At 64.2% G+C, this 13,401-nt stretch carries 12 protein-coding genes and 2 tRNA genes; 12 read left to right on the top strand and 2 right to left on the bottom strand.

Going from position 1 to position 13,401, the window contains the following annotated elements; all coding sequences use genetic code 11:
* Position 1: 1 nt before the first annotated feature.
* Complete coding sequence (locus ACWA1U_RS16430) at positions 2-454, bottom strand: hypothetical protein (protein WP_463723211.1); 453 nt, start codon at positions 452-454, stop codon at positions 2-4.
* Positions 455-457: 3 nt separating this feature from the next.
* Positions 458-1,633, bottom strand: a complete 1,176-nt coding sequence (locus ACWA1U_RS16425; protein ID WP_463723210.1) for an amidohydrolase — start codon at positions 1,631-1,633, stop codon at positions 458-460.
* Positions 1,634-1,698: 65 nt separating this feature from the next.
* On the opposite strand from ACWA1U_RS16425, the gene ACWA1U_RS16420 reads away from it, so the two are divergent.
* The 12 genes from ACWA1U_RS16420 to ACWA1U_RS16365 all read left to right on the top strand — a co-directional run bounded on the left by ACWA1U_RS16420 (position 1,699) and on the right by ACWA1U_RS16365 (position 13,356).
* The gene (locus tag ACWA1U_RS16420) at positions 1,699-2,472 is read left to right on the top strand and encodes an SDR family oxidoreductase (RefSeq protein WP_463723209.1); all 774 of its coding nucleotides are present in this window, start codon (positions 1,699-1,701) and stop codon (positions 2,470-2,472) included.
* A gap of 201 nt (positions 2,473-2,673) precedes the next feature.
* Positions 2,674-4,017 carry a TrkH family potassium uptake protein gene (locus ACWA1U_RS16415; protein ID WP_463723208.1) on the top strand — a complete coding sequence of 448 codons (1,344 nt, stop codon included), beginning with the start codon at positions 2,674-2,676 and terminating at the stop codon, positions 4,015-4,017.
* Positions 4,010-4,708 (top strand): potassium channel family protein, encoded by a 699-nt coding sequence (locus ACWA1U_RS16410; RefSeq protein ID WP_463723207.1) that lies wholly within the window; start codon positions 4,010-4,012, stop codon positions 4,706-4,708. Before ACWA1U_RS16415 ends, ACWA1U_RS16410 begins: the two co-directional genes overlap by 8 nt.
* Before the next feature lie 26 nt (positions 4,709-4,734).
* Positions 4,735-6,237, top strand: a complete 1,503-nt coding sequence (locus tag ACWA1U_RS16405) for a DUF4118 domain-containing protein (protein ID WP_463723206.1) — start codon at positions 4,735-4,737, stop codon at positions 6,235-6,237.
* On the top strand, positions 6,234-6,911 hold the full coding sequence (locus ACWA1U_RS16400; RefSeq protein WP_463723205.1) for a response regulator: 678 nt from the start codon (positions 6,234-6,236) through the stop codon (positions 6,909-6,911). The genes ACWA1U_RS16405 and ACWA1U_RS16400 overlap by 4 nt, the downstream gene beginning before the upstream one ends.
* A gap of 31 nt (positions 6,912-6,942) precedes the next feature.
* On the top strand, positions 6,943-7,590 hold the full coding sequence (locus tag ACWA1U_RS16395; protein ID WP_463723204.1) for an MOSC domain-containing protein: 648 nt from the start codon (positions 6,943-6,945) through the stop codon (positions 7,588-7,590).
* Positions 7,591-7,906: 316 nt separating this feature from the next.
* Positions 7,907-9,847 (top strand): DEAD/DEAH box helicase, encoded by a 1,941-nt coding sequence (locus ACWA1U_RS16390; protein WP_463723203.1) that lies wholly within the window; start codon positions 7,907-7,909, stop codon positions 9,845-9,847.
* Between the two features lie 173 nt (positions 9,848-10,020).
* Positions 10,021-10,092, top strand: a tRNA-Thr gene (locus ACWA1U_RS16385).
* A gap of 56 nt (positions 10,093-10,148) precedes the next feature.
* Positions 10,149-10,222 (top strand) — tRNA-Met (locus ACWA1U_RS16380).
* A gap of 135 nt (positions 10,223-10,357) precedes the next feature.
* Positions 10,358-11,758, top strand: a complete 1,401-nt coding sequence (locus tag ACWA1U_RS16375) for a MinD/ParA family ATP-binding protein (protein ID WP_463723202.1) — start codon at positions 10,358-10,360, stop codon at positions 11,756-11,758.
* Between the two features lie 67 nt (positions 11,759-11,825).
* Complete coding sequence (locus ACWA1U_RS16370; protein ID WP_463723201.1) at positions 11,826-12,392, top strand: type 1 glutamine amidotransferase domain-containing protein; 567 nt, start codon at positions 11,826-11,828, stop codon at positions 12,390-12,392.
* A gap of 40 nt (positions 12,393-12,432) precedes the next feature.
* The gene (locus tag ACWA1U_RS16365; protein ID WP_463723200.1) at positions 12,433-13,356 is read left to right on the top strand and encodes a DUF2797 domain-containing protein; all 924 of its coding nucleotides are present in this window, start codon (positions 12,433-12,435) and stop codon (positions 13,354-13,356) included.
* The last annotated feature ends 45 nt before the right edge of the window (positions 13,357-13,401 follow it).

Here is a 13,401-nt window from a genome sequence, read left to right as displayed (position 1 = left end):
GCTACTTCTTCCGGAACGGGGATGCCGTGCGGCTGGCCAGCCGCACCCACTTGTTCTGCGGCTTCGGGTAGATCTTCTGGAACCAGGCGCTCGACGTCGGCAGCCACATCAGCACGATGCTGATGAGCATGACAACGCAGATCACGGACAGCCCGGGAGTCCGCCGGACGAGAATCGGCACGCCCACGATGAGCCCGATCGTGGTGAGCAATTCCCTGGCGCCGCGCTTGCCCCGCATCAGTCCCCAGACCAGGAATAGCTGAACCAGTGAGATCACTGCCATGAGTATTCCGAGGCCGAACAGCCCCGTCCGGTCGATCTCCTGCGTCATCGCGGAAATTAGGAAAGACACCGCGGCGATCAGGAAAAGGACGCTCACAAGCACCCACACGGCTATTGCTGCCCGAATAGTCAGGGGCCGTTTGGGTAGTGCGGGACGGGGCTGTCGTGCCATGAATTAACCTCTCGGTGCTACAACGCCGGTGCGGGCGTCGCTGTCATATCGGTAGACCTCTTTGCCGCCGATCCAAACCTTCAGCGCCCGCTGCATGACATCGAGCGGGTCACCACTCCACAGCACGACGTCGGCGTCCTTGCCCACAGCCAGCGAACCAATGCGGTCGGCTAGGCCGAGCACCTTCGCCGGATTCAGGGTGATAGAGCGCAGGGCGGTCACGGGGTCAAGGCCCTCCTTCACGGAGAGCGTTGCCTGGTGGACCAGGAAGTTGATAGGGATGACGGGGTGGTCCGTGATGATGGAGATTTCGACGCCGGCCGCTGCCAGTTTGCCCGGGTTTGCGATAGAACGGCCACGCAGTTCCACCTTCGACTTGGTGGTGAACAGCGGGCCGATCAGGACGGGGATACCGCGCTCGGCGAGGACGTCCGCGAGCAGGTGCGCTTCGGTGCCGTGGTCGAGGACCAGCTCGTAGCCGAATTCGTCAGCGATGCGGAGGGCGGTCGCGATGTCGTCCGCGCGGTGTGCGTGCTGGCGCCATGGGATCTCTCGGCGAAGCACCATAGCGAGTGCCTCAAGCTTGGGGTCGCGCGCGTTGTCGTCGGCCTTCCCCATGTAGTTCTGCGCATCCATGAAGGCCTTGCGGATCACCATTGCTGTGCCCAGCCGGGTGGATGGCGTCTGCTTCTTGTCGCCGTACACCCGCTTGGGGTTCTCGCCGAGTGCGGACTTGAGCCCGCTGGGGGAGCGGAGGATCATCTCTTCGATGTAGCGGCCGTGGGTGTGGATGGCGACCGCCAACCCACCAATCGGGTTACCGGAACCCGGATTCACGTTGACGGCGGTAACGCCGCCGGCCAGCGCATCATCGAAGCCGGGATCGAACGGGTTTACGGCATCCAGTGCGCGAACACCGGCGGTCACCGGGTCGGTCATTTCGTTGGTGTCGTCCCCAGCCCAACCTTCGCCTTCCTCGTGCGTGCCGAGGTGGACGTGCGCGTCAACGAAGCCCGGCAGGAGCCACTTACCGGCGGCGTCGACGACGTCGGCCCCCTCGGGTGCTTCAACGTCGGCACCGAGTGCCGAGATTTTGCCGTCTTCGATAACGACGGTGCCGTCGAAGGGATCGCCTTCGATGGGGACAACGTGAGCGTTGATGAATGCTGTGGCAGTCACGGGTGTGGACCTTTCGCCGGTGGTGGGGGTCACACTCCAACTTACCGTCTGCCTAGACTGGTGCGATGTCACAAAAGTGCGCGCTGATCACCGGGGTGGGCCGGTCGGTGGGAATCGGCGCGGGAATTGCCCGTGCGCTGGCAGCCGACGGCTGGGACCTGGCCCTCAGTTTTTGGCACCCCTATGACCAGCGCGTGAACCAGGCGGCGTTGCCCGAAGCTGACCTGCTTGCCCTCTCTGCTGAGTTGGAGGCAATCGGCTCGCGTGTGGTGCTCCTACCTGCCGATCTTGAGCAGCCGACGGCGGCCGCAACCCTGGTCGATCGCGCAGCCGCCGAGCTCGGTCCGCTCACCGGCCTCGTGCTGTCCCACACCGAGAGCGTCGATTCAACCGTCCTCGACACCACGGTCGAGAGCTTCGACCGTCATTTCGCCGTGAACGTTCGAGCCTCGTGGCAGCTGATCCGAGCCTTTGCGCTGCAATGTCCGAACAACAACAACAACAACGACGACGGCGGCGCGATTGTCGCGCTGACCAGCGACCACACTGCCTACAACCTTCCGTACGGTGCATCGAAAGGTGCTCTCGACCGGATCGTCATCGCTGCTGGGTACGAGCTCGGAGACCGCAACATCAGTGCGAACGTATTGAACCCCGGGCCCGTCGACACCGGGTGGATGACCGACGAACTGCGGGACGCACTCACTCAACGCCAGCCCACCGGGCGCTTGGGTACCCCCGCCGACGTTGCCGGCGTCGTCGTCTTTCTTCTGTCCGGCGCCGGGCGCTGGGTGAACGGCCAGCTCATTAAGGCGGACGGCGGGTTCTCAGCCGTATAAGCGGCGCCGGTCAGATCATGTCGTCAAGGACACACCGTTAAGAACGCGTAAAAAACGGCCGATACTCGCATCGCCCAGCGGTTCAATGGTGGAAGCCCGCAGAACGCGCGGGGACCACCATGGGGAGATGCCAAAGCCGTGAGCCTATCCGGGCCAGCCACCGCGCTGTTCGTCAGACCGCTCAAGGCAACCCTTCCATTGATGCGCCGGGTCTCGAGAGTGATCGCGCCGCGCCATCCGGCGCAGTTCGTGGTGCTGGGATTCGGGTTGGCGATCACGGTGGGCACCCTGCTGCTTATGCTGCCTACTGCGAAAGCAGGACCGGGCGGTGCAACCCTGCTCGAGGCACTCTTCACAGCAACGTCCGCCGTCTGCGTCACCGGGCTCATCGTCGTGGACACCCCGGTTTACTGGACCGGATTCGGTCACACGGTTATCCTGGCCCTCATCCAGGTGGGCGGCTTCGGCATCATGTCCTTCGCCTCGCTGCTTGGCATCCTGCTGGCACGCAAGGTAGGCCTCAAATCCCGCATCTCCGTTGCAGCAGAAACGAAGAGCGGTTTCGGCGACGTCCGCCGCGTCCTCCTTGGCGTCCTCCGCACCAGCCTCATCATCGAGGGAATCGTAGCGGTGGTCCTTACGCTCCGGTTCATGCTGCACTACGGGGCGGCCCCTGCGGAAGCGCTCTGGCTAGGGGCGTTCCACTCAATTTCGGCGTTCAACAACGCCGGGTTTGCGCTCTACAGCGACAGCCTCATGCAGTTCGTCACGGACCCGTTCATCTGCATACCCATTGCCGCAGCCGTGATTCTCGGCGGGCTCGGGTTCCCCGTCCTGTTCGAACTGCGCAGGGAGTTCCGCCGCCCGCTGCACTGGAGCATGAACACCAAACTGGTTCTCAGCGGGACGGCCGTGCTGCTGGTCCTCGGCGGGGTGTTCATCACTGCCGTGGAATGGAGCAACCCCGGGACACTCGGCCCGCTGGAACCGCAGGACAAGATCCTTGCGGGCTTCTTCCAATCGACCATGACCCGCACGGCCGGATTCAACAGCGTCGATTTCGCTGCCCTCCATCCGGTGACGTGGCTCGCAATGGATGCCCTGATGTTCATTGGCGGAGGCCCCGCCGGTACCGCCGGCGGCCTGAAGGTCACCACATTCGCCGTGCTGTTCTTCATCCTCTACACGGAGATCCGCGGCGGTGTAGCGGTCAACATTTTCGGCAAGCGCCTCTCGCGTGCAGTGCACCGGCAGGCCATCACCATCGTGTTGCTCGCAACCGCCCTGATAGTGGCATCCACGATGTTCCTCATGCTCATCACCGACTTCGGTCTCGACCGGCTGCTCTTTGAAGTGGTCTCCGCCTTCGGCACGGTTGGTCTGTCTACAGGCATCACTGCGAAATTGCCGCCGGCCGGCCAGCTGCTCCTGATCGCGGTCATGTTCATCGGCAGGCTGGGTCCCATCACCCTCGCCTCCGCCCTCGCTCTTCGCTCACGTCCGGTCATGTACGAATACCCCAAGGAAAGGCCCCTCATTGGCTAAGTCACGTCTTTTCACCCTCAAGTCCGTTGAGGAGACCGCGCAGGCAGGCTCCGTGGCGGTGCTTGGCCTCGGCAGGTTCGGCGGCGCGCTGGCCCTGGAACTGGCGGCTTCCGGCACCGAGGTCCTCGGCATCGACGCGGACGAGGACGTCGTCCAGTCCTTCAACGGCAGGCTCACCCACGTAGTGCGGGCGGACACCACCAAGGAGGAGGCACTGCGCCAACTTTCGCTGCCGGACTTCGATCGCGTCGTCGTCGGGATCGGAAGTGACCTTGAGGCCAGCATCCTGACCACGTCCCTACTGCTGCGGTTCGAGAACATGACCATCTGGGCCAAAGCCGTCAGCGCGGCGCACGCCCTCATCCTCGAGCAGCTCGGCGTGACCCACGTGATCCGGCCCGAGCACGACATGGGCAAGCGCGTGGCCCACCTGGTTCGCGGCAGCATGCTCGACTACATCGAGTTCGAAGACAACTTCGCCATGGTGAAAACCCGCCCGCCGAAGGAGTTCTGGGACCGCGATTTGGGAACCAGCGGCCTCCGCAAAAAGTACGGGGTCACCGTGGTCGCCGTGAAGCGGCAGGGCGAGTGCTGGGACTACACCACCGCCAGCACCACCCTCTACAGCGATGACGAAATAATCGTCGCCGGCCCCACCACCAGAGCCGAGAAGTTCAGCGCTCTCCTCTGACAGGAGAGCTCTGACAGAATGCATCCATGCGCATACAGGGGACCGCCGGACTCGGTAAGGCGCGGACGACAGTCGGGTTCATCCTCGCGGTGACCCTTCCTCCCCTTCTGGAATGGCTCACGCTGTCGGCGGGCAACGATTTCCTTGCCGTAGAAGTGTTGCTTCAGCTGTCCGCCGTGGTGATGGTTGCGTTGGTTGGCGGGTTGTGGCCGGCCCTGCTCTGCGCGCTGTGGGCGAGCCTCATCCTGAACTACTTCTCGACCGAACCCTTCGGTTCCCTCCAGATTGCCGACCCAAGCAACCTCCTGACCCTCGTCATCTTCGTCGGTGTCGCCGTCGCGGTGTCGCTGGTGGTCGGCCTGGCCGCCCGGCGCTCGCAGGAAGCCGCGCTCGCCTCCGCCGAAGCCGCCACACTCGGGGAACTGGCGCGTGGCGTCCTTGCCGCTGAAGATTCCGTGCAGGGATTCCTCGAGCACGTCAGGAGCCACTACGGCATGCAGTCCGCAGCGCTTTTCAAGGAGACAGCAGACGACGACGGCGCCCGCACCCGGGCGGGGGACTCGCCCTGGGTGCCAGTAGCGCAGGCGTTGGTGCCGGTTGCGCCAGCGAAGGCGCCTGCAGCGCACGCGGAAGTGCCGTCGTCGTCGTCCTCTTCCCGTTCGGACGACGCCAGCGCGGCAACGGACATCGAGGGTGGATACCGGCTCACATTGACCGGGCGGTCTCTCTCAGCGCGGGAGCAACGGTTGCTTGAGGCCTTCGGATCGCATTTCGCAGCGATGCGGCAACGGCAGGAGCTACTAGCAAGTACCGAGCAGAACCGGCGGCTCGCGGAGGGCAATCAAATGCGCACGGCCATCCTTCGTGCGGTATCCCATGACCTCCGGACACCGCTCGCGACCATCAAGCTGGCTGTCTCGAGTCTCCGGCAGCAGGGCGTGGTGTTCAGTCCGGAGGAGAAGGGTGAGCTGCTTGCCACCATCGAATCCTCGTCCGACAGGTTGGAATCCCTCATCGATAACCTGCTGGACATGTCGCGGTTGACGGGGGACGCCGTCACTGTGCACCTGGCTCCGGTGCACTGGCCGGATGTGGTTGCGGCTGCGCTGCAGGGGACAGGAGGACACGACATCCGGGTGTCCTTGCCTCCGAACGCACCGCCGGTGCAGGCGGACTTCGGCATGCTTGAGCGCGTGATCGCGAACATTACCGAGAACGCGCAGAAGTATGCGGCGGGAGCGGAGGTTGTGATCACGGCGGCCGTCGCCGGAACGGTCAACGGGTTCCCCGCGGGAGAGCTACGGATTGTCGATCATGGCCGCGGAGTGAAACACGGGAACACTGCCCGCATGTTCCTGCCGTTCCAGCGCCTCGATGATGTAGGCGGCGGCTCCGGGGTGGGCCTCGGGCTGGCGGTTGCGCGTGGTTTCACCGAGGTGATGGGCGGCCAGCTTGTTGCAGAGGAAACTCCGGGCGGCGGGCTGACCATGATAGTGCGGATGCCACTTTCAACGGGGGTGGCGCAGTGACCAGCGTCCTGATTGTCGATGATGAACCCCAGCTTCTCCGCGCCCTGCAGATCAACCTCAGGGTTCACGGTTACACGCCTTTCACCGCTGCCGATGGCGCGTCCGCACTGTCCGCTGCCGCGGAGCATCGGCCGGACCTTGTGGTGCTCGATCTTGGGCTGCCAGATATGGACGGCGTCGAGGTGATTACCGGGTTGCGCGCGTGGACCCGCGTACCGATCATCGTGCTGTCAGCCCGCCACGGGTCCGAGGACAAGGTCGAAGCGCTTGACGCCGGGGCCGACGATTACATCACCAAACCCTTTGGCCTCCCGGAACTGCTTGCGCGGTTGCGGGCGGCCGAACGGCGGGGAGCGCTTGCAGCGTCGGAGACGCCGGTCGTCACCACTCGCGATTTCGAGCTGGACATACCCCGGCGTAAAGCGGTGAAGGACGGGCAGCAGGTCCGGCTGACACCGACCGAATGGAAGATCGTCGAGCTGCTGGTCCGCACCCCTGGCCAAATGGTGTCGCAACAGGAGCTGCTGTCGGAGGTGTGGGGTCCGGCCTATGCGCGCGAAGGCCATTACCTCCGCGTGTACTTCAACCAGTTGCGGCGGAAGCTGGAGCCTGACCCAGCGCGGCCGCGCCACTTCATCACCGAAAGCGGGATGGGCTATCGGTTCGAGCCGTAAGCAGGATCTCAAAACCAGTAGCCTTGGAACCATGACAACTGGTGTTCTGCTGGCCGTGTGCCGGGTCCATGCGCTTCTTCCCACCAAGGACTCAACGGGTGTTACCGCGATCGACAAGCGCGCCGCGGAGGGGCCGGTCAAGGTGCATCCGCTCGGACTGACCGGCGATATCCAGGCAAGCCGCAAGCACCACGGGGGAACCACCAAGGCCCTCTACGCCTACTCGCAGGCCGACGCCGATTTCTGGTCCGCCGAGGTCGGACGGGACATGGCACCCGGCAAGTTCGGGGAGAACCTGCGCGTTGGCGGCATCGAAGCGACGCAGGCTGTGATCGGTGAACGCTGGCGCATCGGCGAGGTGCTCCTGGAAGTGACTGAACCCCGCACGCCCTGCGTGAACTTTGCCCGCTACCTGGGGGAGCCGAACTGGGTCAAGCGCTTCGCGGCCGAGGGTCGCATCGGCACATACCTGCGTGTCGTGAAAGGCGGGCAGATCGAGGCGGGAGACGCCGTCGTCGTCGAGAATGTACCTTCGCACGGCGTGACGGTGGGCCAGCTATTCGCTGGCCTCTCGCCGGAGCAGGCTGAACGCCTTCAGGCAGCAAACGACGACGGCGCCAGGCTCACGCCCGATGTCCTGAAGGTTCTTTCCAGGGCGCTGCAGCGCGCAACCGTATAAGGGCTGTGGGCAGGCTCACGCCCGCGTTGAAACTCCGCCAACCACGGGTGCGGTACACTTGAAACATCCCCCACACCGGTTTTCCCTTTATTCCTGCCCTTTGAGGCATGGATTGGTTGTGTTGGGGCCTGCGGCAATTACGCCAAGCAGGCAGATTCATTCAGGGAGCGCCGGTCAGAGAACATTGCACTTCACCGCTGTGAGAGCGGCCGAAGTTGAAATGTGAAGTCCTGCCGCGGGATTGAAACAGCGCAGGACGCCCTGTTCATACGGCTTTCCTTAGCCGTTCGGCTCCCATTTGAAGGATCACTTTTCCATGCCTGAAAACCTGCCCGCAGACACCCCTGAAACCGAAGCTCCCGCCACCGAAAGCGCCGAGTCCGCAACGCCGGACACCACTTTCGCTGACTTCAACCTCGACGGCCGCATCCTTGCAGCGCTTTCCGATGTTGGATACGAGAAGCCCTCACCCATCCAGTCGGCAACCATTCCCGTGCTGCTCGAGGGCCGTGACGTCGTCGGACTCGCACAGACCGGAACCGGTAAGACTGCAGCGTTCGCAGTTCCCGCGCTGTCCAAAATGGCTGAACTGGCTGACCTTAACGGCCCGGCCAAATTCACCCAGGTGCTCGTCCTGGCGCCAACCCGCGAGCTCGCGCTCCAGGTTGCAGAGGCATTCGCCTCCTACGCCAAGCACATCGACAACTTCACCGTTCTGCCCGTCTACGGCGGATCGGCCTACGGCCCGCAGCTTGCAGGGCTCCGCCGCGGTGCTCAGGTAGTCGTTGGAACTCCCGGCCGCGTCATCGACCACCTGTCCAAGGGGTCGTTGGACCTGTCCAACCTTCAGTACCTCGTGCTGGATGAGGCCGACGAAATGCTGCGCATGGGCTTCGCCGATGACGTGGAGCAGATCCTCGCCGGAACCCCCGAAGACAAGCAGGTTGCACTGTTCTCGGCAACCATGCCCACCGCAATTCGCCGGATTGCCCAGAAGTACCTGAACAACCCCGCTGAAATCACGGTGAAGGGTAAAACCTCCACCGGCACCAACACCCGGCAGCGTTTCCTGCAGGTCATGGGCCCGCACAAGCTCGACGCCATGACGCGCATCCTTGAGGTCGAAGATTTCGACGGAATCATCGCGTTCGTGCGCACCAAGATGGCCACTGAAGACCTGGCGGACAAGTTGCGTTCCCGGGGATTCCAGGCTGCAGCCATCAACGGTGACATCCCGCAGCAGCAGCGCGAGCGCACCATTGAGGCTTTGCGCGACGGCAAGATCGACATCCTCGTGGCAACCGACGTCGCCGCCCGTGGCCTCGATGTCGAGCGCATCTCACTCGTGGTGAACTACGACATCCCGCACGACACCGAGTCTTACGTGCACCGTATCGGCCGCACCGGCCGTGCAGGCCGCTCAGGCGATGCAATCCTCTTCATCACGCCGCGCGAGAAGTACCTGCTGCGTTCCATCGAGAAGGCAACGCGCCAGCCGGTTGAGCAGATGCACCTGCCGTCCACCGAGGCAGTCAACGTGCTGCGCCTCAACAAGTTCGCTGAGCGCATTACAGAAACCCTCGCCACCGAGGACGTCTCGATCTTCCGTGACCTCATCGCCAACTACGAGACCGAGCACAACGTTCCCGCTGCTGAAATCGCTGCTGCGCTCGCCATCATGGCGCAGGGCGGAAACCCGCTCCTGGTCAAGGACATCCCCCAGGCTCCTGCGGGCCAGAAGGACCGCGCAGCGGGCCGCAAGGATGGCTTCGGATCACGCGGACCCACACGCACGCTCACTGAGGGCAACGCCACTTACCGCATCGCGGTAGGGCGCCGCCAGCGTGTCATGCCTGGTTCGATCGTTGGAGCCATCGCCAATGAAGGTGGACTGTCGTCGTCGCAAATCGGCGGTATAGACATCCGCGCCGACCACACCCTCGTTGAGCTCCCCGCTGATCTCAGCAAGGACCAGTGGCGTGCGCTGTCGCGGACCCGCATCGGCGGCGAGCTGATTCACCTCGAACTGGACAAGGGTCGGCGCCCCAGCAGCGACCGCCCCTCCGGCGACTTCAAGAAGCCGCACCGCAAGGGCGGAGAGGGCTTCCGCAAGGAGCGCGAGCACGACGGCGGCTTCCGCCCCGAGCGCGGGCATGACGCCGGCGTCGGTGGAGACCGTTTCGCTTCTGCCGATGACCGCAAGCCCCGCCACAAGAAGGGTGCCGGCGCTGGTACCGGACGCCGCGAAAAGTGGTAATTGACGCTCGTTGACACGGTTCTGAGAGGGACTGGTCAGTAAAAGCGCCGCTGAGTCGCAGGTTCGTGGGGGCCCCTCCGCGATCCTGCAACTCAGCGGCGTTTTTGGGTTCCGGAAGGGCGTTCGGACGGATTTTTCCGCACACTATTTAGCTGGTAAAGTTTTCTGCTGTTGCCCCCCTAGCTCAGTGGTAGAGCGCGTTCTTGGTAAGAACGAGGTCACCGGATCGATTCCGGTGGGGGGCTCTGAAATGGGAGGCCCGCCGCAGATCGTAAGATTGAAAGCGGGCAGTCTCATTTATGGCGGTGTAGCTCAGCTGGTTAGAGCGCACGACTCATAATCGTGAGGTCCCGGGATCGAGTCCCGGCACCGCTACATCATCCAGGCCGGTGGCTCTTCGGAGCTGCCGGCCTGAGCTGTTTCTGGGCGCCTATCCGGCCCTAAACGGAGCCGGCTGTGGTCAGCAGCCTTATAGTATGGTCCGCGAGGCACATCGACAGGACAGGAACCATGACTGAGAACGATTCCGCCTGGGGTCCCGGCGACAATCCCGAGGACTTCCCAACCCGGGCCAGCCGCCGGCGTGCGGGCGGCAGGGAGCCAGGCACCGGCCCTATCTCAGAAGTGCCCCGATTCGCTGACCGGTTCTCGCCCCCTGAACAGGCACCCGAAGTAGGCCCTGAGACAGCGGATCCGCAGCCGCCTACCGAAGAGGTCGCAGACGAAATGCTTCGCCGGCCCGTACTGGACATCCGCTTCGATGAGTCAGCGCACAGCAGCTGGACGACGTCGGTCCCGGTACCCATGCCATCGTCCCCACAAAACAACGGAACACTGGTACAGGCCACGGTCGCATCCGCACCGGTCGAATCCGCCCCGGTTGCTGCGACACCGGCCGCATCAACACAGTCGACGACGGCGCCAGCCACCGCCGTGCCCTCGGCACCGGCCGCACCGCCCCGGCAGGCACCGCAACCCGCCGATACGTCCGGGGACCGCCGTCGTTCTTTCCTCGCAGCCGACAACGGCACGGTGCCGGCAGAGACAGGCTTCCGTGGACTGCTGACCAAGCTCGGCATCCGGGTCCCGCCGTCCAAGCGGGAATTGGCCCTGCGGGCGAATACCCGGGCCGTGAGCCAGCACTGGCCCGGCCCGCGGACCATTTCGGTAGTCAACGGCAAAGGCGGAGCGAACAAGACGCCCACTACGGTGATGCTCGCGGCCGTCTTTGCGCGGAACGGGGGAGGCCCGGTCCTCGCCTGGGACAACAACGAAACCCGCGGCACGCTCGGTTGGCGCACAGAGCAGGGTCCGCACAACTCAACAGTGATGGACCTCCTCCCGGAGACCGGCCAGCTCCTGGCACCTTCGGCCCAGTCAGCGCTCCTTGCCCGTTACGTCCACCATCAGACCGAGGACAAGTACGACGTCCTGCGTTCAAAGCCCGACGTTCTCGCCTCGGAGCAGAAAGTCACCTCTGACGACTTTGATGCGCTGCATGAGGTGGCGTCGAAGTACTTCCGGCTGAACATCGTGGACTCCGGCAACGACGAAACCGCTGAGCGCTGGCTCCGGATGATTCATCACACCGATCAGCTGGTTATCGCCACCACCACGCTCGAGGAGCACGCCGAAGCCGGAGCGCTGTTGCTTGAAGCACTGCGAACCCGCGGCGGGAAGTACGCAGAACTGTCGGAGAACGCCGTCGTCATCGTCAGCCAGTCCGACAAGAACGGGACCGCGGTGCAGGCCGAGGAAATCGCAGCCGGGTTCGGTCAACTGGCGCGCCGGGCTGTCACCATTCCGTACGACGTCGCGCTCCTCAAGGGGCGCATCCGCTGGGGTGCGCTGAGGCCGGTAACGCAAAGTGCGTGGCTTGCCGCGGCGGCTGCAGTAGCAGAAGGCCTCTAACAATCAGCTTGCTTATCACTTTGTTCGTTCCTAGGCTGGGGGAGTAAGCCAACGGAATGGAGGAAGCATGAGTGCGCACGATATTTCAGGCAAGAAGGTAGCTTTTCTGCTGACGGACGGCGTCGAGCAGATCGAACTCACCAGCCCGTGGGAAGCCGTGATGAGCGCCGGCGGTGTGCCTACGCTGGTCGCCCCCAGTGCTGGCTCCGTGCAGGGTTTCGACGGCACCGAGAAGGGCGACACGTTCACCGTGGACCTCACGCTGGACCAGGCAAACCCCGGTGACTTCGATGCGCTGGTACTCCCCGGCGGCGTCGTGAACTCTGACCACTTGCGCGTCGACAAGGAGGCCCAGGCCTTCGCCCGCGGGTTCTTCGAACAGCACAAACCGGTTGCCGCGATCTGCCACGCACCCTGGCTGCTGATCGACGCCGGTGTGGTGAGCGGGCGGGATCTGACGTCTTACCACACGCTCCAGACGGACCTCCGTAATGCTGGCGCCAACTGGACGGACGAGGAAGTTGTGGTGGATCAGGGTTTCGTCACCAGCCGCAACCCGGATGATCTGCCCGCCTTCAACGACAAGGTTCTCGAGGAAATCGCGGAAGGCCCACACGAGGGTCAAACCGCCTAGCCTCGGCAAACAGTGGGACAGGGTCCGGTAGCGTGGCGACATGCTCACCGGACCCTTTCTCTGCCACGGCGTGTCCTGGGACGCATCCGGTCCATCGCTCGGGTTGACGACCCCGCAGGGCACATCGACGTCGCTACCGCTCACCACCCCGCAAGCTGCGCCGCTGTTGGTCGGGTTCCGCATCGACGGCCCGCCCGGCCAGCGGTACTGCACCGGCTACGCCCACTCGCTCGGTCCAACCGAGCGCAACACCTTCCCCTGCCCAAAGCGGACGACGGCGGAGCGCGGCTACCAGTGCGGACCGTGCTTCGCGCGGGACGACTTCAGGTTCATGCACGATGTCCACCGTTCCGGCATAGCGCCGCCGGGACTCGCCGCCTACCTCGCGCAGGAACACTGGCTGTACGTCGCAACGTTCGCCGACGGCTCGACGAAGGTCGGAACTGCCTCAAACCGGAGCAAATGGACGCGCCTGGCTGAGCAGGGCGCCGTCGTCGCGCGGTATGTTGCCCACGCCAACGACGGTCGAATCGTCCGCGTGCTGGAGGACGCGGTGACGCGCCATCTTGGGCTGGCGCAGGCCGTGCGGTCGGCGGTGAAGGTCGCCGGTCTTGCCGGTCCCATGCCCTTGGAAAAGCTCGACGCCGTCAACAAGGAGAACAGTACGCTCGCGCGCAACCTGATGGGCAACGACATCGATATCGACGGGTTCGCGGAAACCGATGAGCAGTGGGCGCCGCCGGCGTCCTGGCACGCCGTCCTCTCCTCCCGGGCGCTGGTGTACGCGCCAAGCCTTGAAGCGGGTGAGCACGGGGGAGAGGTGAGGGCCCTGCTAGGCCAGGTGGCACTCGTTGACCTTCCGGAAGGGCCGTTCCTGCTGGATCTTTCACGGCTGCGCGGCCGGCGACTTGAGCTTGGAAGCTTCCGGTCGCCGCCGATCGCGGTGCAGGATCAATTGTTCTGACATTGCGACACATTTCCGGCCTCGCCGTTGTTCGGTTAGGCTAAC

It is taken from the genome of Arthrobacter sp. TRD_SC_6 (assembly GCF_055361185.1).
The sequence above is the reverse complement of the archived record's forward strand: the minus strand, read 5'-3'. Positions and strand labels throughout refer to the sequence as shown.